This window comes from Akkermansiaceae bacterium (assembly GCA_024233115.1).
Lineage (GTDB): Bacteria > Verrucomicrobiota > Verrucomicrobiia > Verrucomicrobiales > Akkermansiaceae > Oceaniferula.
This window is the reverse complement of record JACKQB010000004.1, coordinates 611,098-631,979: the sequence shown is the minus strand read 5'-3', so window position 1 is coordinate 631,979 and position 20,882 is coordinate 611,098. Positions and strand designations below refer to the sequence as shown.

The following is a 20,882-nucleotide window of genomic DNA, read 5'->3' as shown; positions in this document are numbered from 1 at the left end:
CGTAGATCCTGAACCATTGGATGTGTCCATCAGCGTTGCGCGGCCATGAATCGTGATCTACCAAACACCTCTTTCGTTCCGCCTGGCAATCGCAGGGATGTTCCTGAGGAACGAAGGATCTTCCCGGAGAGCAGCCAGGCTAAACCCTTGCGTGTTCCATCGAGGAAATTATCAAATGTCACTTCACTTCATCACCGCTCCCGTGGTGATGTGAGTCAGCGATACTGAACTCGCCAAATCGGGTGCCGAACATCACGACGAAAACCCTTGTATGTCCCACCGGAGATCCTGAATGCGTAGAATCCGAATTATTATTATCGAACGTATAGCTCAACCGCCGCCTCGTAAACAGTGAAAGGCTCTAAACGGCTGATTCGTGTAAAACAGAGCAAAGTCGAGCGCGGTTAGCGGTCGGATGCAGCGACTTGTTAGGCTCTTTCTTGTCTTTGACGCTAAATAGAAGATCTGCAATACAACCCCAACGCTAGACCAATCACGACACAAGACCACCACACCACACGCCCAGTATATGAAGCATTGCTGCTGTATTCGTCCATCCTATAAAATAGCCAACCGCAGACAAATACACCGCCAGCAAGGAAGGTAAATAGCATCGCCTCGCTATTGAAGCTCGAAAATATACGCTTCCCCATCAACCATCCAGATACTTGAAAAGTTAAAAATCCGACAAGTATCGGCAGAGGATTCCCCTTGGTGCTCATCATTACGATATCAGTGTCTTTTCTTATTATTGCCTAACGTAAAGATCAACCGCCTACGAACAATGTTAAAATACCGAAAACAGATATACGCTCCGAAACAGATGCCCGACTATTCAGCGGTAACGGGTCGGATGCATCGCCTTGTTCGATCAACACAGATCAATGCGACTTTAAACTGCCGTGGGTAACGAAGATCCTGAACCATTCGATGTGTCCATCACCGCCGCGTGAATCGAATCGTGCATCATACCGAAAACGGAATGCGAAACCAATCCAAACCATTCACGAGAGATTCTTCTAAAACGTTATCAATGGCAGCGAACGAGCACCAATCCATCAATATCGATTCAAAAGAGCTGGAAACTCAAGCCGTTCCCGGAAGCGTTCATCGATCCAAAATCATTCATCAATAACGGCATATCAGCGATGCTCCAGGGAAATACTGAACACGAAGAATCAATAATTATCGAACGTAAAGCTCAACCGCCGTCGGGTCAAACTCGATAAATCTAAAAAGGTTTTTCGCTCTTAAAGTCTGCGCGTCGAGGACGGTTAACGGTCGGATGCAGCGACTTGTTCGGCAACTATCCTTGGAACAGCTCCCGGAATGTAAAACCATCACCAACCAATAATCCCGACCGTATCTGGCAATGTGCGATAGCCTGATTTGAATAGTCCAGCACTCCATCCAAATTTCCGCTGCAAATCACACGGGCTTAATTCGTCTCAATCTCTAGCAATGTGCGCGAACGAACGATATGGCACCGATGACAAAGGTAAACTGAGCGGGATCAGAATAATCATCTGGGAAATATCTTATCAACCAAACCACCATCGCTCTCACTACGCCTAACAAACACCGATGAAAAAGTATTATTATAGCCGAACGTAGAGGACAACCGCCGCGTGTAAAATAGTGGTGGTCCAAGTGAAATTCTTAACTGTAAAATGGCTGCGGACTACGAACGGTTAACGGTCGGATGCTCCGCCTTGTTCGGCCACTTTCTTGAGCACGAGGGTAGCTCCAATATTACTAAGAAAATCCAGCTCCAGTTTTTCGTTTCTTATGCGCCACTTAAAAGTATTAGTCCAATCTGAAGTCTGGTTCTTAAGATCATATAATACGATGATATCTTTTGAAATAGCGTAACGATGTTCGGATGCGGCCCCCTTAACTCCATCTTTACCTGCGGTCATTGTGGCAGTCCCATCGGGTCTTATAATCAATTCAAAGGTTACATTAGGGATAGGAGTATCCTTTGGCGTATTCTTGTGAAGCACAAACTTACCTTCACCCCAAGTACCAACTAGTTTTGCGGCTATGGCATTCCATTTCACTGTTTCGCCAGCATTACAAATGGTCATCAACGCTATTAATATTATTGTAGTATATGTTTTCATAGTTTTTTCTTATTATTGCCGAACGTAGAGCTCAACCGCCGGTGTGTAAATGTCAGAAACCTAAAATGGTCTTTCACTCTCAAACTGCGCGCGTCGAGAACGGTTAACGGTCGGGATGAAGCGCCTTGTTCGGCCACATTTATTGAGGAAATGTAATTGCGTAAACAAGCTTTTGAGTACGGCTATAACTCCAATAGAGATTATACCCTTCATGCGACGACTTACAATAGATCCAATCTTCGTCAGAGGTCCAGCCATGTGAAATACTGCCAAAACTCACACCTCCCTCTTGCCAATCAGAATAGCCTTCGCTTCTGAGAATCCTATCTAAAGCCTCAAATTGTGCATCAGAAGCATGAAACCGATACTTGGGTGATTCAAACGGCTGCCAACTCATCAGCGGCTTAGTATCAAGTTCAAGCTGCTCTATCTCAGGCAACCCGAATACCTGACCACAGCCTACTAACCCCCCACGATCAGGCTTACTCAAATAACCAACCCCAACAACGAAGAGAAATACCGCTATCCAAATGAATACTGATTTTCGCATCTTATTATTATTGCCGAACGTAAAGCTCAACCGCCGCCGGGTCAAACTCAGATAAATCTTAAATGGTCTTTCGCTCTAAAACTCCGTGGCGTCGAGAACGGTTAACGGTCGGATGCAGCGACTTGTTCTGCGGAGATTATTGCCATATCAACCCGAGCGCGCAAGGAATAGTCCAGCACTCTGTCCAAATTTCCGTTGCAAATCATTCGGGCGGCATCCGTCTCAATCTCTGCAAATGTGCGCGAACGAACGATAAGCCACCGCTCACAAAGGTAAACTGAGCGGGATCAGAATAATCAACTGGGAAATCATTCATCCGATGTGCCAGGGAAAGCGAACCAACGCCAGCAATGCCGGGCAAAAAAATTATTATTGCAGAACGTAGAGCTCAACCGCCGGTGAGTCAACCGCCGCAAACCTGAAATGGTCGATACCTCTCACTCGTGGCAAACTCACGGACGGTTAACGGTCGGATGAAGCGCCTTGTTCGGCCACTTTATTCGAATGGTGGCTTCGCTATAAGTAGTCGAACTACACCATCTTCAGTCTTCGACCAATATCCCATATAAACCTTATCATTAACCGTAATCTTCAATACCTCAGCGGGTCGACCCCTAACAGACCCCGAGATGATATTTGGATATTTTGGGTATTGTTCTTCCAGCGGAGGCACGTCAGAAGGCCATGTAAACCAAGTATCAACTGGAACAGTATGACCAGAAGGCAACACCAACTCATCCCCATGAAAAGTTATACGCGTATCCCTCCATAAACGCTTCTTTGAAACGTATAAGCCAAGGTTGATTATGCCAATTACGACCACTACGACTAACCATCGTTTTTTCATATTCTTATTATTGCCGAACGTAGAGCTCAACCGCCGGTGTGTAAATGTCAGAAACCTAAAATGGTCTTTCACTCTCAAACTGCGCGCGTCGAGAACGGTTAACGGTCGGATGAAGCGCCTTGTTCGGCCACATTTATTGAGGAAATGTAATTGCGTAAACAAGCTTTTGAGTACGGCTATAACTCCAATAGAGATTATACCCTTCATGCGACGACTTACAATAGATCCAATCTTCGTCAGAGGTCCAGCCATGTGAAATACTGCCAAAACTCACACCTCCCTCTTGCCAATCAGAATAGCCTTCGCTTCTGAGAATCCTATCTAAAGCCTCAAATTGTGCATCAGAAGCATGAAACCGATACTTGGGTGATTCAAACGGCTGCCAACTCATCAGCGGCTTAGTATCAAGTTCAAGCTGCTCTATCTCAGGCAACCCGAATACCTGACCACAGCCTACTAACCCCCCACGATCAGGCTTACTCAAATAACCAACCCCAACAACGAAGAGAAATACCGCTATCCAAATGAATACTGATTTTCGCATCTTATTATTATTGCCGAACGTAGAGCTCAACCGCCGCCGAGTCAACCGCCACAAACCGAAAATGGATCATACCTCTCACTCGCGGCAAACTCTCGTACGGTTAACGGTCGGATGAAGCGCCTTGTTCGACGGCGATTCTGAATAGTCAGGATGTGCCGACTCGTGATCGCATCGTGCTGGCTCTCTCGCAACCCCGCCAAGAACCGCCGACAGCAAGTTTCTGGCACCGGAGGCAGCCGCGCTTCGTGAATCGACGTGATGTGCCAGTATCTTGCGAAACCCTTGCACGAACCACACCCTTGCGCCCAAAAAGTGACACCTGGGAAATCTCATACGCCGGAACCTGTGCCCTGCACGATGATGCCGTTCAAGACACCAGCAACGGATCAAGCAACCTGCGATCATCAGCGGAACCTTCCATCATGGTGCATCGAGAACCGCCAACTTCAGAAAATTATTATTATTGGCGAACGTAGAGCTCAACCGCCGGTGAGTCAACCGCCGCAAACCTGAAATGGTCAATACCTCTCACTCGCGGCAAACTGTGGGGCGGTTAACGGTCGGATGAAGCGCCTTGTTCGACGGCGATTCTGTATAATCAGGATGTGCCGACTCGTGATCGCATCGTGCTGGATCTCTCGCAACCCCGCCAACAACCGCCGACAGCAAGTTTCTGGCACCGGAGGCAACCGTGCTTCGTGAATCGATCCGATGTGCCAGTATCTTGCGAAACCCTTGCACGAACTACGCCCTCGCGCCCAAAAAGTGACACCTGAAAAATCTCATCCGCCGGAACCTGTGCCCTGCACGATGATGCCGTTCAAGACACCAGCGACGGATCAAACCACCTGCGATCATCAGCGGAACCTTCCATCATGGTGCATCGAGAACCGCCAACTTCAGAAAATTATTATTATTGGCGAACGTAGAGCTCAACCGCCGGTGAGTCAACCGCCGCGAACCTGAAATGGTCAATACCTCTCCCCTGCTGCAAACTGTGGGACGGTTAACGGTCGGATGAAGCGCCTTGTTCGACGGCTTTTCTGAATAGTCAGGATGTGCCGATTCGGAATAGTCCAGCACTCTGTCAGGGGAACGCCTGGATACGAACCAAGGTGGCAATCGTCTCAATCCTGATCCATGTGCGCGAATGATCGATAATAGCCGGCTCTGGAAGGCGACTGAGCGGGATGATGAACGCGGAGACTCAATTATTATTATTGGCGAACGTAGAGCTCAACCGCCGGTGGGTCAACCGGCGAAAATCAAGAATGGTCATAAGCAAGCCGCCCGCAACAAACTCTCGGACGGTTAACGGTCGGATGAAGCGCCTTGTTCGGCCACATTATTCAACAACCCGCGTGACCAACTTGCGCTTCTTCGCACTATCGCTGGGGAAAAACCCGCACACGACAACTACAGCGAAGCAAACAAATGGAATGACACCTAATATGGTAAGCCAGGGGGAATATCCACAGTCACGAAAACGCTTGGCCGTAACGGCGGCGAGAATCCATATCGTAGCCCAGGCGACTACGCCCAGAGCAATAGAGGCAAAGATATTCCTACCGGTCTCAAAAGAGGAAAACGCCAAAAATATAATTGATAGTTGGGACACTAATCCGGTTACCACAGATGTGACCCACCACTCAAAACGATCTGACTTCCCTGAAAATTTGAATACAGAAATCATATTATTATTGCCGAACGTAGAGCTCAACCGCCGCCGAGTCAACCGCCGCAAACCTGAAATGACCGATACCTCTCACCCGCGGCAAACTGTGGGACGGTTAACGGTCGGATGAAGCGCCTTGTTCGATCACATTATTCAGCAGAGCCCATGTCTTCCCCACAAGAAAAACAGATGTCAAAATTGCCCGGGTTAGACTCTCCACAGATGGCACATGTAACCTCGACCTCGGCATCCTTCGAGTTAGTCTCCATGGTGCGCTTCATGATCTCCCATGCTCTAGGATAATCCTCATCGTTCATTACACAGATATTCGGGTAGAACTCAGGAATAGGGATCTCCGATAATCCTGCCATTGTGGTGTGTTCATTCCGAAGCATAGTAGGAATACCTTCTGACTCTAAAATCGATTTGTAGTATGCCACAGTGGAGTGGTCTTTATGGCGATATATCTCTTTCATGCTCTTTTTTTATATTATTATCGAACGTAGAGCTCAACCGCCGCCGGGTCAACCGCCACAAACCTGAAATGGTCAATACCTCTCACTCGCTGCAAACTGTGGGACGGTTAACGGTCGGATGAAGCGCCTTGTTCGACGGCTTTTCTGAATAATCAGGATGTGCCGATTCGGAATAGTCCAGCACTCTGTCAGGGGAACGCCTGGATACGAACCAAGGTGAAAATCGTCTCAATCATGATCCATGTGCGTGAACGAACGATGATAGCCGGTTCTCGAAGGTGACTGAGCGGGATGATGAACGCGGAGACTCAATTCTTATTATTATTGGCGAACGTAGAGCTCAACCGCCGGTGAGTCAACCGCCGCGAACCTGAAATGGTCAATACCTCTCCCCTGCTGCAAACTGTGGGACGGTTAACGGTCGGATGCAGCGCCTTGTTCGGCAACTATTCTCACTTCCCGTGCCAGCGCCTGAATCCGATGTCCAACCATGAACCCCGACCGCACCACTCAGCACACGCCTGCATGAAATAATGTGCCGGAAACCGCAGAGCCACGACCGAACCAGCCCAGGTGACAAAAATTCATGGATGAGTGGCTCAGTCATCGGACAGGTGGAGACGGGCAATCCAGATCGATCAACGGAAACCTAAACCGAACAGCACCGCCACAACACCAGAAATCTCGACCAGCCAAATCCCCCATCGATGTCACCGAAACGAACAATCCATGAAACATCCATCTAATTATCGCCGAACGTAGAGCTCAACCGCCGGTGAGTCAACCGCCGCAAACCTGAAATGACCGATACCTCTCACCCGCGGCAAACTGTGGGACGGTTAACGGTCGGATGAAGCGCCTTGTTCGACTGCGATTCTGAATAGTCAGGATGTGCCGACTCGTGATCGCATCGTGCTGGATCTCTCGCAACCCCGCCAAGAACCGCCGACAGCAAGTTTCTGGCACCGGAGGAAGCCGCTCTTAGTGAATCGACGCGATGTGCCAGTATCTTGCGAAACCCTTGCACGAACTACGCCCTCGCGCCCAAAAAGTGACACCTGAAAAATCTCATCCGCCGGAACCTGTGCCCTGCACGATGATGCCGTTCAAGACACCAGCGACGGATCAAACCACCTGCGATCATCAGCGGAACCTTCCATCATGGTGCATCGAGAACCGCCAACTTCAGAAAATTATTATTATTGGCGAACGTATAGCTCAACCGACCCCGGGTCAACGGTGATCAATCAAAAGAGGTCTTCCGCTCAATCGGGTTGCAAAGTCGTGGACGGTGAGGGGTCGGGTGCAGCGACTTGTTAGCTTTGTATTATTGCTTTAGCCTCCTTGGCGTGAATTAAAATTATCGCGCCAGACTGAAACTCAAAAGCTCGCAACCAATTAGGCTCAGGCTCCCCCGATATAGTAAAAACGCCATCCGCCCAGTCGTCATCGCTCCAGAAACCAGCATCGGCTAAACAGTCATCCTCCGTAAATGGCATTTCCGGATCACGACGATGAAACTCGTAGCGATGAACTTCGCTGTAGATTAATTCAACTCCCTTGGGATGTGTAATATCCACCCAATCCCCATCACCACGACTCCACTTAAGCCTGACGGAGCGATTCTGTACCGAATATTCAATCTCGCTAAAATTATAATTATTATGCAGATCTAACGTCAATTCACCAATGACAAGATAAATCGAATCTTTGAGGGAAAAGTGTTCCTTCATATTATTAGCTAACGTATAGCTCAACCGCCGCGCGTCAACAAAACGTACGACTCCAAGCAACATTAAATCTCAACTACGCCCCCGACTCTGGGACGGTAAGCGGTCGGATGCAGCGACTTGTTCGATTTCTTATTTTGTGTCTTTGGTCAATTTGAAGACAATGACATGTAGATGATATGGGGTATCGTAACCCACATGATCTGTGACAGCTTCCTTATCAACAACAACCGCGCCAGACCCTTTGTATTCCTCCACTACATTTCTTATATATTCACGTGAATCTATGGTTAATTCATCTGCCGACATTAAAGAATACTTAGTGCTGATCACTTTAAGTCTTAAGATATCAGATACATATTCTACTCTATAACCCCAGCCGGAAAATCTCTTAACAAGCGCTTCTGGCACGCAGAATATCAGTAAGTTACTTTGGTTCTCTTTCATGGTTTTTTTGTATTATATATTTTTATCGAACGTAGAGCTCAACCGCCGGTGAGTCAACCGCCGCAAACCGAAAACGGTCATCAGCAAGCCGCCCGCGGCAAACTGTGGGACGGTTAACGGTCGGATGAAGCGCCTTGTTCGGCCACTATTCTTAGCTACGGTCGAATGGCCATTCCACAGATAAATGAGGTCTTAATCGTAACTTGAGCAAACCTCTGGCGCTATCAGTAGGAAACGTGAACATCATAACCGCTTCATTGGGATTCTGCTGTATCGTCACACCTTGAATCTCAAATATATGAGTATCAAACAGCCTCTGATCATCGGTATAAATACTGATCTCACATTCACCATCAGCGGGTTGCAATCTTACCATATAATGAATATCGCCCTTGCTGCCACGAAACGTAATACAGTTATAGAACCATGGTGTGCTCGCGGCCTCCACATCAGGTGCATGCTCAAAAAATGATACCAGATCGTGATCTTCGGGGAATGGTTCCATGCGATTCATTTCTAATTATTGCCGAACGTAAAGCTCAACCGCCGCCTCGTAAATGGTGAAAGGCTCTAAACAGTCGATTCGTGTAAAACAGAGCAAAGTCGAGCGCGGTTAGCGGTCGGATGCAGCGACTTGTTCGGCTTGATATTGGCTATATCTACTCTATCGCATTACCTGTTAAAACATCAACAGATCTATTAACTAGCAGGTATGTAGTCTCGCCAGATTCACGATACAACAATATAGGCTGGTAGGATACACCTCGCACCTTTGGCCCATAAATCTTCTCCCACTTCATGTCACCAATCTTATACTCAGAGGACTCACCCAAACCAAGAATATCCCCAGTAGGATATACCAGCCAATCACCTGTCACGCCATAGGGGTTGCTAATCTTAGCCTTGGCATACTTAGCTTTATAATGTGCAATAATATAGGATACCTCCTTAGCTTCACCAAATACTGATTCTATACGAAAATCGCTGTCTGTAGCATTCTTACTGCACGAGCAAACGACCATACTCATTAGAACTGCCAGCATTAGCTTTGTGGATATTTTGTTCATATTTTTATTGCCGAACGTAGAGCTCAACCGCCGCCGAGTCAACCGTCACAAACCTGAAACGGTCGATACCTATCACTCGTGGCAAACTGCGGGACGGTTAACGGTCGGATGAAGCGCCTTGTTCGACGGCGATTCTGAATAGTCAGGATGTGCCGACTCGTGATCGCATCGTGCTGGAACTCTCGCAACCCCGCCAAGAACCGCCGACAGCAAGTTTCTGGCACCGGAGGCAGCCGCGCTTAGTGAATCGACGCGATGTGCCAGTATCTTGCAAACCCTTGCTCGAACCACGCCCTTGCGCCCAAAAAGTGACACCTGAAATATCTCATCCGCCGAAACCTGTGCCCTGCACGATGATGTAGCCCAAGACACCAGCAGCGGATCAAACCACCTGAGATCATCAGCGGAACCTTCCATCATGGTGCATCGAGAACCGTCAACCTCAGAAAATTATTATTATTGGCGAACGTAGAGCTCAACCGCGCCGTGTAAACCAGTTTCGCATCATTAATGTTTTTAGCTCTGCAAGTTCATCGGACAACGAACGGTATCGCGTCGGATGAAGCGCCTTGTTCGGTCACATTATCCTCTTATATCGATCTGCGCCTCAATACTCCAACAACTACCTTGTGAGCTATCAACCAGACGATAAAGCCTAGAGCCAATGAGGTAACGACCAAGCTTAGTAGAAAGAGTGGCAGTCCATCCCCAAGAATATGACCGTAATCTATACCAGGCAAACGCTCAGCCAAACTGAATATAACCTCGCCGAGCCAGAAACCGGGTTCTCGAAAGATTGCAATGTCCCACCAAGGTGAAAAATCGCCTTCTGCCTCACCAAATCGCAGAGTTCCAAATGCTACGGCAAAAGATATCAACCAATATGTGGCGACGGCTATGCCCAATATAGATGGTATGCTCTTCATTCTTATTATTACCGAACGTAGAGCTCAACCGCCGGTGTGACAAGGTCGAAGGCTGTGAGTGGTTGATTCCGTGAAATGGTTTCTGGCTGAGGGCGGTTAACGGTCGGATGAAGCGCCTTGTTCGGCCATATTTTTCAGTGGTGTGGAACTTCTCGAATACGATCTTGATGCCACTCACCATCACATTCGATCAACACAGAAGTAGTAGGCAATTGTAGCATCAGTTGACCTTCAGACCACGACTCCACCTCGAAAGAAACCCTACCTTCGTATGGGTGAGTAAGTCTATAAAATATGTCATATGACGTTGGGGATACTGGCTTAGCATACTCTGATTCAGCATACCACTCTTCAACTGCACGCCGAGCATCAGCTTCTACATATGTATCAAAGAAAATTTTAGGTGCCATGTAAAAACTCCGCAAACAATACACAACGTATACCATGCAAGCGCAGAGAATGACAGCCAGCCATCCTATAAATTTTCTTCTTTTCATTCTTAATTCTTGCCGAACGTATAGCTCAACCGCCGTCGGGTCAACGGTCATAGACTGAGCATGGTTGTTTCGTGTAAACCCGAGCGGAAGTCGAGCGCGGTTAGCGGTCGGATGCAGCGACTTGTTAGCCTAAATTATTTGGGGATTAGGGTGACTGTGCACTTCTTGAAACCACTCTTGTCAGACATGGGGATATCGAACTTCAGGGATTTGGGCACAGCTAAAAATTTCACTTCGCCTATCGAGTATGAATTACCAGCTTCTTCGCTCTTGAGCTTCTTGCTAGCCCACATCGAAATGGTGCAATATAGCTTGCCCTTCTTCGGATAGACCACTCCAGCAATAGAACCAACAGTGTAACCCTTCTTCAGAGGGGCATTATCTAGAAAGAAATGAAAGTCATCACGAAATTTTACCGTTCTGTGCCATTTGTATTTAGGGCCTTCAAACTCGATTTGCACCCTGTATCGTGCGGCAAAATCCGCATGAGATACTGCTGATACGGCAAAGAACATTATTAGGGCGTAGAATAGTGATTTCATTTTCTTATTATTGGCTAACGTAAAGATCAACCGCCTACGAACAATGTTAAAATACCGAAAACAGATATACGCTCCGGAACAGCTGCCCGACTATTAACCGGTAACGGGTCGGATGCATCGCCTTGTTCGATCTACACAGATCAATGCGCCTTTAAACTGCCGTGGGTAACGAAGATCCTGAACCATTCGATGTGTCCATCACCGCGGCGTGAATCGAATCGTGCATCACACCGAAAACGGAATGCGAAACCAATCCAATCCATTCACGACAGATTCTTCTAAAATGTTATCAATGGCAGCGAACGAGAACCAATCCATCAATATCGATTCAAATGAGCTGGAAACTCAAGCCGTTCCCGGAAGCGTTAATCGATCCAAAATCATTCAACAATAGAGGCATATCGGCGATGACCCAGGGCAATACTGAACACGAAGAATCAATAATTATCGAACGTAGAGCTCAACCGCCGCCGGGTCAAACTTGATAAATCTAAAATGGTTTTTCGCTCTAAAACTCCGCGCGTCGAGGACGGTTAACGGTCGGATGCAGCGACTTGTTCGGCCACTATTCTGGATAAATCTCACGGTCACGCCTTGTCAGCCAATATGTCACACCCAAGATTATGACTGCCAAAATAGAGGTTATCACTGCACTACTATGATAGCCGACTCTAATAGTTATAAAGAAGGACAACGACAGTATGACCATTAAATCAGAACCAGTATTATCGTTAGTCATAAATCGGATCAACTTGTAGGCAAAAACCATAATTAGCGGGACTGCAACCAAACCCCACCAACCACTGAAAAATGCTACTATGACCAAATAGAAGGGGAAAAATAGAACCTGCCACGCTAGTAATTCCAGAGCTTCAAACCCACCACCAATAAAAACAGGTATAAATGCGCCGATACTACCGGCCACCCATACAGCGAGCACTCTCACGGGTGTCAGCGCGATAGAATTTACGAATACTTCTGACGGGTCCCACTTCATTTTTTATTATTGCCGAACGTAGAGCTCAACCGCCGGTGAGTCAACCGCCGCAAACCGAAAACGGTCAAAAGCAAGCCGCCCGCGGCAAACTGTGGGACGGTTAACGGTCGGATGAAGCGCCTTGTTCGGCCACTATTCTTAGCTACGGTCGAATGGCCATTCCACAGATAAATGAGGTCTTAATCGTAACTTGAGCAAACCTCTGGCGCTATCAGTAGGAAACGTGAACATCATAACCGCTTCATTGGGATTCTGCTGTATCGTCACACCTTGAATCTCAAATATATGAGTATCAAACAGCCTCTGATCATCGGTATAAATACTGATCTCACATTCACCATCAGCGGGTTGCAATCTTACCATATAATGAATATCGCCCTTGCTGCCACGAAATGTAATACAGTTATAGAACCATGGTGTGCTCGCGGCCTCCACATCAGGTGCATGCTCAAAAAATGATACCAGATCGTGATCTTCGGGGAATGGTTCCATGCGATTCATTTCTAATTATTGCCGAACGTAAAGATCAACCGCCTACGAACAATGTTAAAATACCGAAAATAGATATACGCTCCGGAACAGATGCCCGACTATTAACCGGTAACGGGTCGGATGCATCGCCTTGTTCGATCTACACAGATCAATGCGCCTGAAAACTGCCGTGGGTAACGAAGATCCTGAACCATTCGATGTGTCCATCACCGCCGCGTGAATCGAATCGTGCATCACACCGAAAACGGAATGCGAAACCAATCCAAACCATTCACGAGAGATTCTTCTAAAATGTTATCAATGGCAGCGAACGAGCACCAATCCATCAATATCGATTCAAATGAGCTGGAAACTCAAGCCGTTCCCGGAAGCGTTCATCGATCCAAAATCATACATCAATAACGGCATATCGGCGATGCTCCAGGGCAATACTGAACACGAAGAATCAATAATTATCGAACGTATAGCTCAACCGCCGTCTGTAAAACCGCAATCGGCGGAAAATGTCTCTATGTGTAAAACCGGCTGGAGTCGAGCGCGGTTAGCGGTCGGATGCAGCGACTTGTTCGGTCACTTTTTTGGAGAAACCGTCTCGTCCCATTTGCGCTTCGATAAAGGCACTACCGTTCCATCGAGCAAAATGATGACAATGTCTTTGCTCGCAAACATATCCCCTAATAGTTTCCGCCCATCACGATTCTGTGCCGTAACAACGTAGTACCAATATATAGGCTGCTCTCTCTTATCTTTGGGCTCATATAAATGCTCTACTGGCTGTAAAGTAATCGACCACACAATATAGCTTTGTGAAGGATCTCTCTTCCGCAGGTGGCCGCGCAATGTTTTTTCTGTAAAAGTGGCTGATGGCTTTTGTTGAAGATTCGGTTTTTGTTTCTGTTTGTTTTTTTGTTAGTTGAGCTTGAGGTAGGATTTTCCTGTTTCCCAAGTCTCGGAGATTTCGACCAATACAGCGGTCACGAGCCGCAGTAGCGAGTCTTCGTTTGGAAAGAGTCCGACGACCCGAGTGCGGCGTTTGATCTGGCTGTTGAGTGTTTCGCAGGCATTGGATGTGCGCAAGCGCTTGCGATGTGCCTCAGGCAAGGTAAACACGGCAAAACCTTCAGGAATGTTCTCTTCGGCCCAGGCTGCGAGCTTTGGCTGGTCTTTGCGATAAGTGTTGACGAAGTCCTTGAGGCGTTCTTCTGCGTGCTCCCGACTGTCTGCATTGAAAACGGCTCGCAGATCTGCCGCGACCTTGCTTTTGAGGTGCTGTTTGGTGATGTAGTTCTGGGCGTTCTGCTGAAGGTGGAACTGGCAGCGTTGCCACGGACTGGCATTGAACGTGGCTTTGAGGGCTGCCCTGAGACCTGTGTGTGCATCGGATGTGATCATGTCGGGAATGCCGATGCCGCGCTCCTTGAGGTCGGTCAGGAACTCTCGCCAATGAATCTCTGCCTCGGAGAGGGCGCAGGAGACGCCAAGGATCATGCGTTTGCCGTCGTCACGTCTCACCCCGATGGCTTTCAAGGTGGCGCAATCCCTTACAGTGCCGTCGATGCGGACCTTGTAGTAGGTGGCGTCGAGCAGCAGATAGGCGACTTCGGGTAGAGGGCGTGAACGCCATTTTTTGAACTCGGCATCAAGCTCAGAGGTGAGCTTGGAGACCTGTGCTGATGAAACGTCAAAGCCGCAAAGTCCCTTCATGACCTGGGTGACACGGCGTGTACTGACTCCCTGCACATACATGGTGGCGATGGCGGCCTTGAGTGATCGGTCACTGCGCGAACCCTTCTCAAGCAGTGAGGTGCGGAATGTCGTGTCACTGTCACGAACCTGGGGAACCTGCAGGTTGATTTTGCCTACGGCAGTCTGGAAGGACCTCGGCTTGAAACCGTTGGCATATCCATTGCGCTCAACGGCGTCCCTTTCATAGGGGGCGGCTCCGATGTGGTGGATGCGCTCAAGCAGCATGGCGGTGTTCATGAGGAGTTCAGCGATCTTTGAGAGACTGTTTTCGAGTCCGTCGGCGAGAAGAAGGTTGATGATTTCGTCGTTATGGCTAGGATGTGTCTGTTCGTTCATTGCTTTTGTTTGGTTGTGTTAGAACCTTCATTCAAAAGCATTGGGCGGACGCTGGCAACCCCTGAGGGGGGATGGCGCGCCGCCGCAACGGCAGCCGATTCCGCTACGCTCCATCGCCTGCCGTTGCGGCGGGGTCAGGGTATAGCAGCTTTTACAGACAAATATTTACACTACCCCGCAGGTGTGCCAACGCAATCTTGGAAATCGAAGATATATCCTTTGGTGGAGCCTTATCTGTGAGAGGATTATACCTCGACTTCTTTTTGATGATTTTCTCATCAATCTCCCATACCTTATTTACATTGGGATTACTATTTAAAGGTATTAGCTCTGCCATCAAAAGAGGGCTTATGATGACGCTCAATATAACTATTATGTATGTGTTTTTCATTTTTCTTATTATTACCGAACGTAAAGCTCAACCGCCGCCTCGTAAATGGTGAAAGGCTCTAAACGGTCAATTCGTGTAAACCCGAGCTGGAGTCGAGCGCGGTTAGCGGTCGGATGCAGCGACTTGTTCGGCCACATTTATCGCAAAACATGTTAGTTTTCAGAATGACTTTTGCATGACCTCAGCAACATCAATCCTTGTAAAAAGGCAACACACATGGCGAACACACCAATCTCCTTCGTATGCCTCAGATTAGAGATCATAGTAACCTTGTTAAGCTCGCGATTACTCGCCGCCATACTGCACATTGAGACAACTTCTGTATGCATATGAATTGTGTATTCCTTGCCAACCTCACGTATAAATCGCTCCTGAACCGCTTTAGAATCATAATCTGCTATTGCCTCAACTTGAGATGTAACCCTATATGCATCCCATCCCTCATACGCTAAGTATAGCAAAAAGGATAGAGTCAAAAGGTGTGCTGTAAACCGAAACATTCTAAATTTACCACTCATTGTTAGTATGCGTTTTTATTATTGCCGAACGTAGAGCTCAACCGCCGCCGAGTCAACCGTCACAAACCAAAAATGGTCATAAGCAAGCCGCCCGAAACAAACTCGCGGACGGTTAACGGTCGGATGAAGCGCCTTGTTAGCCTAAATTATTTGGGGATTAGGGTGACTGTGCACTTCTTGAAACCACTCTTGTCAGACATGGGGATATCGAACTTCAGGGATTTGGGCACAGCTAAAAATTTTACTTCGCCTATCGAGTAAGAATTACCAGTTTCTTCGCTCTTGAGCTTCTTGCTAGCCCACATCGAAATGGTGCAATATAGCTTGCCCTTCTTCGGATAGACCACTCCAGCAATAGAACCAACAGCGTAACCCTTCTTCAGAGGGGCATTATCTAGAAAGAAATGAAAGTCATCACGAAATTTTACCGTTCTGTGCCATTTGTATTTAGGGCCTTCAAACTCGATTTGCACCTTGTATCGTGCAGCAAAATCCGCATGAGATACTGCTGATACGGCAAAGAACATTATTAGGGCGTAGAATAGTGATTTCATTTTCTTATTATTGGCTAACGTAGAGCTCAACCGCCGGTGAGTCAACCGCCACAAACCTGAAATGGTCAATACCTCTCACTCGCTGCAAACTGTGGGGCGGTTAACGGTCGGATGAAGCGCCTTGTTCGGCAAGATTATTTGGTAAGAATGCTCTCAACGATCTTCCCCGTCTCCAGAGAAACGCTACACGTCATACCTCCCCAACTAGCACATCTAAAGAAGTCCCCTTCCACAATAATGGGATTTGCATATACATCTCCATACATGGGCAACTCCGCCTCCCACAAAATGCCATCATCGCTTAGTAGGTAAATGTTCGATACACCTTTGGGATGGCCGTGGTATGCCTCACGGACTAATACACCATACTCTGTCTTGATGGCTTCTACTATCTCGGTGTGACGTGCGATCATGTCTTATTATTATAGCCGAACGTAAAGAACAACCGCCGCGTGTAAAACAGTCGCAAATCATTCGTGGTTTTAACTCTTAAAGTTCTCGGATTGCGAACGGTTAACGGTCGGATGCTTCGACTTGTTAGCCCAAATTATTCTGTGGTTCTGTCGATTAAAGATTCGGGGCTATCAAATTTAACATCGACCACCTCGTCTTGTAACTCTTCAATTCGTCTGACGAAGATGTGTAAATCATCAACTTGAATATTCCTCGGTTCGATACCTGGAGCCAACCATGTAACACTGCCCTTAGCAGGGACAAAATCGTGAACTGTTCCATCCTTAAATCCTACCGTCAACTGACCAGTTCTTCCCTTGTGGCTCTGGCTATCTGGTATCTCTGCACAAATTATGACCCAATCGATCTCCTCCGGTCTATGACCATCCTTGCTCCAATGATGTTCAACGTACATGTTACCGAACCCTAGACCTGAAGACCCAGTCGAGTAACCACCGTTCTTACAGGCGGGAGTAACTATAGTGAGTAGTGCTATACCTACGATAATCGATAAATTGTGCATTTGTGGTCTTATTAATGGCTAACGTAAAGCTCAACCGCCGTCGGGTCAAACGTGATAAATCTCAAACGGTTTTTCGCCTCTGACCGAGCGGAAGTCGAGCGCGGTTAGCGGTCGGATGCAGCGACTTGTTCGGCCACATTCTTCTCTTCAAGGTCTGCCTTCAGTGTGGCATTCTGATCAGCGATCCTCTCAAACCTTCTAAGGAGACGCAAAGAATACAGAAGCGCCCCGATAGCTACCATCCAACCTGCTGACAGAACATTCGAGTAGTAATCACTAAATCTAAGCGCCCTCTGCTGAACTTTCAAAACGCGATTATGCCTCTCAATCTCATCGGGCGACTCATTCAGCGCCATCGTAGTTAATCTACGAACATCCTTCGATGCGTAGCCGCTAAGAAGCAAAGTCGTTAGCAGACCAACGACACAAAACGCTGTCAAAAATAGTAGCAGTGCTTGTCTCATCTTATTATTGCCGAACGTATAGCTCAACCGCCGTCGGGTCAACCGCTGCAAACCTGAAATGGCCAATACCTCTCACTCGCTGCAAACTGTGGGACGGTTAACGGTCGGATGAAGCGCCTTGTTCGGCCACGTTATTTGTAACTGGATGGCAACTTCTCTAGCACAAATGCAGGCGAACTTCGGTTAATCGCAATCTCGATAATCCCGCCAGATCTCTGAAAGCGAAGAAGATACTTATCGTCTACCTCGCGAATGAATCCAGCAGCAAGCAACTTGGGCATATCGAGTTCATACTTCCCCACAAGATGTGACTTCGACTGCTTCTCCTTCTTCCAGGTCAACGTCAATGAGACCTTGTGCTCAGTATGTGGCACACCTCCCAAATAGTGCTGGGAAATATCATCTCTGCCATTCCAGCAGCGATGCGTCTTAGATTCACCTGATATCTTTGTAATCATTTCTTATTATTGCCGAACGTAGAGCTCAACCGCCGCCGAGTCAACCGCCGCAAACCAAAAACGGTCATCAGCAAGCCGCCCGTCGCAAACTCTCGGACGGTTAACGGTCGGATGAAGCGCCTTGTTCGGCAACTATTCTCATAACCCATCACCAGCACCTCAAACCGATGTCCAACCATTAACACCGACCGTATCTAGCCATGTTCGTTAGCCTGGCATGTCGACCGAAGCCGGAAACACCAGAGCAACGATCACGGAGAGAACCGATGGGCAACATGGATCAAACCACCCTCAAACTATAAACCGACATCGATGGATCAAGGTAGAGCGAGCGCGGCAGCAGGAACATCCGGCATCGAACCTGATGACCATGATCAACCAATAACCCATTCATCTAACCAACGCGACAACATGCAACACAATGCGTGCATTCTTATTATGGCCGAACGTAAAGCTCAACCGCCGTCCGGTCAAACTCAGATAAATCTTAAATGGTCTTTCGCTCTAAAACTCCGTGGCGTCGAGAACGGTTAACGGTCGGATGCAGCGACTTGTTCTGCGGAGATTATTCCCATATCAACCCGAGCGCGCAAGGAATAGTCCAGCACTCTGTCCAAATTTCCGTTGCAAATCATTCGGGCGGCATCCGTCTCAATCTCTGCAAATGTGCGCGAACGAACGATAAGCCACCGCTCACAAAGGTAAACTGAGCGGGATCAGAATAATCAACTGGGAAATCATTCATCTGATGTGCCAGGGAAAGCGAACCAACGGCAACCATGCTGGGCAAAAAAATTATTATTGCAGAACGTAGAGCTCAACCGCCGGTGTGTAAATGTCAGAAACCTAAAATGGTCTTTCACTCTCAAACTGCGCGCGTCGAGAACGGTTAACGGTCGGATGAAGCGCCTTGTTCGGCCACATTTATTGAGGAAATGTAATTGCGTAAACAAGCTTTTGAGTACGGCTATAACTCCAATAGAGATTATACCCTTCATGCGACGACTTACAATAGATCCAATCTTCGTCAGAGGTCCAGCCATGTGAAATACTGCCAAAACTCACACCTCCCTCTTGCCAATCAGAATAGCCTTCGCTTCTGAGAATCCTATCTAAAGCCTCAAATTGTGCATCAGAAGCATGAAACCGATACTTGGGTGATTCAAACGGCTGCCAACTCATCAGCGGCTTAGTATCAAGTTCAAGCTGCTCTATCTCAGGCAACCCGAATACCTGACCACAGCCTACTAACCCCCCACGATCAGGCTTACTCAAATAACCAACCCCAACAACGAAGAGAAATACCGCTATCCAAATGAATACTGATTTTCGCATCTTATTATTATTGCCGAACGTATAGCTCAACCGCCGACTGTAGAACCGACGAAAAGCATTAACGATTGATTACTGTAAAACCGAGCTGGAGTCGAGCGCGGTTAGCGGTCGGATGCAGCGACTTGTTCGGCCACATTGTTGGAAAAATAGTACTCAACCCAACGACTCTTGTTCAAGTATATGTAGATAATTACAGCGGCTATGATTCCTGCAAAAAAATCCATTGTCCACAGCTCCCCAGTGTCAAAATAATGCAATGGTGAAAGGCTCGCAAGCGCGAGAGGTATAAGAATACGCACGACCTTCTTCCTGCAATAGATCATCAACGCCAAGCAAACTAAAATCAATCCCGTCGCTAATACCTCATACGCCCTACCGCTCTCCCACATCTGGTTATGGGTGATCATCTCGCCTGTCGCTTCATCTTCAAAATCAGAGCCAAAGATAATTGCAACAGTCAGTAGTGATCCACCAAACAAACCGAAAAAGAACATACCCTTCAGCCCGAAGGTCATCTTTCGAATACGAGTGATGATTCTTCTGATCATATTATTATTGCCGAACGTAGAGCTCAACCGCCGGTGGGTCAACAGTCGAAAATCAAGAATGGTCGATACCTCTCAATCGCGGCAAACTGTGGGGCGGTTAACGGTCGGATGAAGCGCCTTGTTCGGCAACTATTCTCACTTCCCATGCCAGCGCCTGAAACCGATGTCCAACCATGAACCTCGACCGCACCTCTCAGCACACGCCTGCATGAAATAATGTGCCGGAAACCGCAGAGCCACGACCGAACCAGTCCAGGTGACAAAAATTCATGGATGAGTGGCTCAGTCATCGGACAGGTGGAGACGGGCAATCCAGATCGATCAACGGAAACCTAAACCGAACAGCACTGATGCAACGCCAGGAATCTCGACCCGCCAAATCCCCCATCGATGTCACCGAAACGAACAATCCATGAAACATCCATCTAATTATCGCCGAACGGAAAGCTCAACCGCCGCCCAAATTAACTTATGAAACCAGAAACAAACAATACATCTAACCCGTCACCAAGTCGCGGACGGTTAGCGGTCGGATGCAGCGACTTGTTAGGCTTATTGTTATTGATGTGGGGATGGGTTAAAAAGAATGACCCCATGCTGATAATCTTGCGCCCAATATGTAGATTGCGAATCCCGTCATGGT

At 47.7% G+C, this 20,882-nt stretch carries 22 protein-coding genes; 3 read left to right on the top strand and 19 right to left on the bottom strand.

The features are described from left to right. Positions 1-1,691: 1,691 nt before the first annotated feature. The 11 genes from H7A51_13740 to H7A51_13690 all read right to left on the bottom strand — a co-directional run bounded on the left by H7A51_13740 (position 1,692) and on the right by H7A51_13690 (position 11,424). Entirely contained in the window at positions 1,692-2,123 is a 432-nt protein-coding gene (locus H7A51_13740; protein ID MCP5537278.1) for a hypothetical protein, read from the bottom strand. A 139-nt stretch (positions 2,124-2,262) separates the two neighbouring features. Next, positions 2,263-2,673 (bottom strand): hypothetical protein, encoded by a 411-nt coding sequence (locus H7A51_13735; GenBank protein MCP5537277.1) that lies wholly within the window; start codon positions 2,671-2,673, stop codon positions 2,263-2,265. A gap of 980 nt (positions 2,674-3,653) precedes the next feature. Then, the gene (locus H7A51_13730; GenBank protein MCP5537276.1) at positions 3,654-4,064 is read right to left on the bottom strand and encodes a hypothetical protein; all 411 of its coding nucleotides are present in this window, start codon (positions 4,062-4,064) and stop codon (positions 3,654-3,656) included. Positions 4,065-5,409: 1,345 nt separating this feature from the next. Next, a complete protein-coding gene (locus H7A51_13725; protein MCP5537275.1) occupies positions 5,410-5,757 on the bottom strand; it encodes a DUF805 domain-containing protein in 348 nt (115 codons plus the stop codon). Between the two features lie 131 nt (positions 5,758-5,888). Further along, positions 5,889-6,215, bottom strand: a complete 327-nt coding sequence (locus H7A51_13720; protein MCP5537274.1) for a DUF2007 domain-containing protein — start codon at positions 6,213-6,215, stop codon at positions 5,889-5,891. 1,316 nt (positions 6,216-7,531) lie between these two features. After that, positions 7,532-7,948 (bottom strand): hypothetical protein, encoded by a 417-nt coding sequence (locus tag H7A51_13715; GenBank protein MCP5537273.1) that lies wholly within the window; start codon positions 7,946-7,948, stop codon positions 7,532-7,534. Between the two features lie 129 nt (positions 7,949-8,077). Continuing rightward, on the bottom strand, positions 8,078-8,392 hold the full coding sequence (locus H7A51_13710) for a hypothetical protein (GenBank protein ID MCP5537272.1): 315 nt from the start codon (positions 8,390-8,392) through the stop codon (positions 8,078-8,080). 151 nt (positions 8,393-8,543) lie between these two features. Further along, positions 8,544-8,897, bottom strand: a complete 354-nt coding sequence (locus tag H7A51_13705) for a hypothetical protein (protein MCP5537271.1) — start codon at positions 8,895-8,897, stop codon at positions 8,544-8,546. A gap of 154 nt (positions 8,898-9,051) precedes the next feature. Further along, positions 9,052-9,459, bottom strand: a complete 408-nt coding sequence (locus tag H7A51_13700; GenBank protein MCP5537270.1) for a hypothetical protein — start codon at positions 9,457-9,459, stop codon at positions 9,052-9,054. Positions 9,460-10,519: 1,060 nt separating this feature from the next. Next, a complete protein-coding gene (locus H7A51_13695) occupies positions 10,520-10,933 on the bottom strand; it encodes a hypothetical protein (GenBank protein MCP5537269.1) in 414 nt (137 codons plus the stop codon). Between the two features lie 83 nt (positions 10,934-11,016). Further along, positions 11,017-11,424, bottom strand: a complete 408-nt coding sequence (locus tag H7A51_13690; protein MCP5537268.1) for a hypothetical protein — start codon at positions 11,422-11,424, stop codon at positions 11,017-11,019. Between the two features lie 332 nt (positions 11,425-11,756). Between H7A51_13690 and H7A51_13685 the strand changes: the two genes are divergently transcribed. Then, positions 11,757-11,909, top strand: coding sequence for a hypothetical protein (locus H7A51_13685; protein MCP5537267.1), 153 nt, complete (start codon positions 11,757-11,759; stop codon positions 11,907-11,909). Positions 11,910-11,989: 80 nt separating this feature from the next. Here H7A51_13685 and H7A51_13680 read toward each other — a convergent pair whose 3' ends face one another. Then, positions 11,990-12,421, bottom strand: coding sequence for a hypothetical protein (locus H7A51_13680; protein ID MCP5537266.1), 432 nt, complete (start codon positions 12,419-12,421; stop codon positions 11,990-11,992). A gap of 138 nt (positions 12,422-12,559) precedes the next feature. Beyond that, positions 12,560-12,913 carry a hypothetical protein gene (locus H7A51_13675; protein MCP5537265.1) on the bottom strand — a complete coding sequence of 118 codons (354 nt, stop codon included), beginning with the start codon at positions 12,911-12,913 and terminating at the stop codon, positions 12,560-12,562. Positions 12,914-13,253: 340 nt separating this feature from the next. Between H7A51_13675 and H7A51_13670 the strand changes: the two genes are divergently transcribed. Then, the gene (locus H7A51_13670) at positions 13,254-13,631 is read left to right on the top strand and encodes a hypothetical protein (protein ID MCP5537264.1); all 378 of its coding nucleotides are present in this window, start codon (positions 13,254-13,256) and stop codon (positions 13,629-13,631) included. Positions 13,632-13,822: 191 nt separating this feature from the next. On the opposite strand, the gene H7A51_13665 is transcribed toward H7A51_13670, so the two are convergent. Further along, positions 13,823-14,995, bottom strand: coding sequence for an IS256 family transposase (locus H7A51_13665; protein ID MCP5537263.1), 1,173 nt, complete (start codon positions 14,993-14,995; stop codon positions 13,823-13,825). 71 nt (positions 14,996-15,066) lie between these two features. Here H7A51_13665 and H7A51_13660 point away from each other — a divergent pair, with 71 nt between their 5' ends. Then, positions 15,067-15,438: a hypothetical protein gene (locus H7A51_13660; protein ID MCP5537262.1), complete on the top strand. Its 372-nt coding sequence runs from the start codon at positions 15,067-15,069 to the stop codon at positions 15,436-15,438. 612 nt (positions 15,439-16,050) lie between these two features. Here H7A51_13660 and H7A51_13655 read toward each other — a convergent pair. The 5 genes from H7A51_13655 to H7A51_13635 all read right to left on the bottom strand — a co-directional run bounded on the left by H7A51_13655 (position 16,051) and on the right by H7A51_13635 (position 20,239). Continuing rightward, entirely contained in the window at positions 16,051-16,458 is a 408-nt protein-coding gene (locus H7A51_13655; protein MCP5537261.1) for a hypothetical protein, read from the bottom strand. 547 nt (positions 16,459-17,005) lie between these two features. After that, on the bottom strand, positions 17,006-17,326 hold the full coding sequence (locus tag H7A51_13650; protein ID MCP5537260.1) for a hypothetical protein: 321 nt from the start codon (positions 17,324-17,326) through the stop codon (positions 17,006-17,008). A gap of 212 nt (positions 17,327-17,538) precedes the next feature. After that, a complete protein-coding gene (locus H7A51_13645) occupies positions 17,539-17,898 on the bottom strand; it encodes a hypothetical protein (protein MCP5537259.1) in 360 nt (119 codons plus the stop codon). Positions 17,899-19,280: 1,382 nt separating this feature from the next. After that, positions 19,281-19,691 (bottom strand): hypothetical protein, encoded by a 411-nt coding sequence (locus tag H7A51_13640; protein ID MCP5537258.1) that lies wholly within the window; start codon positions 19,689-19,691, stop codon positions 19,281-19,283. Between the two features lie 101 nt (positions 19,692-19,792). After that, a complete protein-coding gene (locus H7A51_13635) occupies positions 19,793-20,239 on the bottom strand; it encodes a hypothetical protein (GenBank protein MCP5537257.1) in 447 nt (148 codons plus the stop codon). Between the last annotated feature and the right edge of the window lie 643 nt (positions 20,240-20,882).

Bases quoted from the DNA above. Each gene is read 5' to 3' on its own strand.
- H7A51_13715 (MCP5537273.1), bottom strand. From the start codon at position 7,948: ATGAAGGAACACTTTTCCCTCAAAGATTCGATTTATCTTGTCATTGGT.
- H7A51_13655 (MCP5537261.1), bottom strand. From the start codon at position 16,458: ATGAAATCACTATTCTACGCCCTAATAATGTTCTTTGCCGTATCAGCA.
- H7A51_13730 (MCP5537276.1), bottom strand. From the start codon at position 4,064: ATGCGAAAATCAGTATTCATTTGGATAGCGGTATTTCTCTTCGTTGTT.
- H7A51_13720 (MCP5537274.1), bottom strand. From the start codon at position 6,215: ATGAAAGAGATATATCGCCATAAAGACCACTCCACTGTGGCATACTAC.
- H7A51_13660 (MCP5537262.1), top strand. From the start codon at position 15,067: ATGGCGCGCCGCCGCAACGGCAGCCGATTCCGCTACGCTCCATCGCCT.
- H7A51_13690 (MCP5537268.1), bottom strand. From the start codon at position 11,424: ATGAAATCACTATTCTACGCCCTAATAATGTTCTTTGCCGTATCAGCA.
- H7A51_13650 (MCP5537260.1), bottom strand. From the start codon at position 17,326: ATGTACGTTGAACATCATTGGAGCAAGGATGGTCATAGACCGGAGGAG.
- H7A51_13675 (MCP5537265.1), bottom strand. From the start codon at position 12,913: ATGGAACCATTCCCCGAAGATCACGATCTGGTATCATTTTTTGAGCAT.
- H7A51_13685 (MCP5537267.1), top strand. From the start codon at position 11,757: ATGAGCTGGAAACTCAAGCCGTTCCCGGAAGCGTTAATCGATCCAAAA.
- H7A51_13705 (MCP5537271.1), bottom strand. From the start codon at position 8,897: ATGGAACCATTCCCCGAAGATCACGATCTGGTATCATTTTTTGAGCAT.
- H7A51_13710 (MCP5537272.1), bottom strand. From the start codon at position 8,392: ATGAAAGAGAACCAAAGTAACTTACTGATATTCTGCGTGCCAGAAGCG.
- H7A51_13665 (MCP5537263.1), bottom strand. From the start codon at position 14,995: ATGAACGAACAGACACATCCTAGCCATAACGACGAAATCATCAACCTT.
- H7A51_13680 (MCP5537266.1), bottom strand. From the start codon at position 12,421: ATGAAGTGGGACCCGTCAGAAGTATTCGTAAATTCTATCGCGCTGACA.
- H7A51_13640 (MCP5537258.1), bottom strand. From the start codon at position 19,691: ATGCGAAAATCAGTATTCATTTGGATAGCGGTATTTCTCTTCGTTGTT.
- H7A51_13635 (MCP5537257.1), bottom strand. From the start codon at position 20,239: ATGATCAGAAGAATCATCACTCGTATTCGAAAGATGACCTTCGGGCTG.
- H7A51_13700 (MCP5537270.1), bottom strand. From the start codon at position 9,459: ATGAACAAAATATCCACAAAGCTAATGCTGGCAGTTCTAATGAGTATG.
- H7A51_13740 (MCP5537278.1), bottom strand. From the start codon at position 2,123: ATGAAAACATATACTACAATAATATTAATAGCGTTGATGACCATTTGT.
- H7A51_13645 (MCP5537259.1), bottom strand. From the start codon at position 17,898: ATGAGACAAGCACTGCTACTATTTTTGACAGCGTTTTGTGTCGTTGGT.
- H7A51_13695 (MCP5537269.1), bottom strand. From the start codon at position 10,933: ATGACCGTTGACCCGACGGCGGTTGAGCTATACGTTCGGCAAGAATTA.
- H7A51_13670 (MCP5537264.1), top strand. From the start codon at position 13,254: ATGAGCTGGAAACTCAAGCCGTTCCCGGAAGCGTTCATCGATCCAAAA.
- H7A51_13735 (MCP5537277.1), bottom strand. From the start codon at position 2,673: ATGCGAAAATCAGTATTCATTTGGATAGCGGTATTTCTCTTCGTTGTT.
- H7A51_13725 (MCP5537275.1), bottom strand. From the start codon at position 5,757: ATGATTTCTGTATTCAAATTTTCAGGGAAGTCAGATCGTTTTGAGTGG.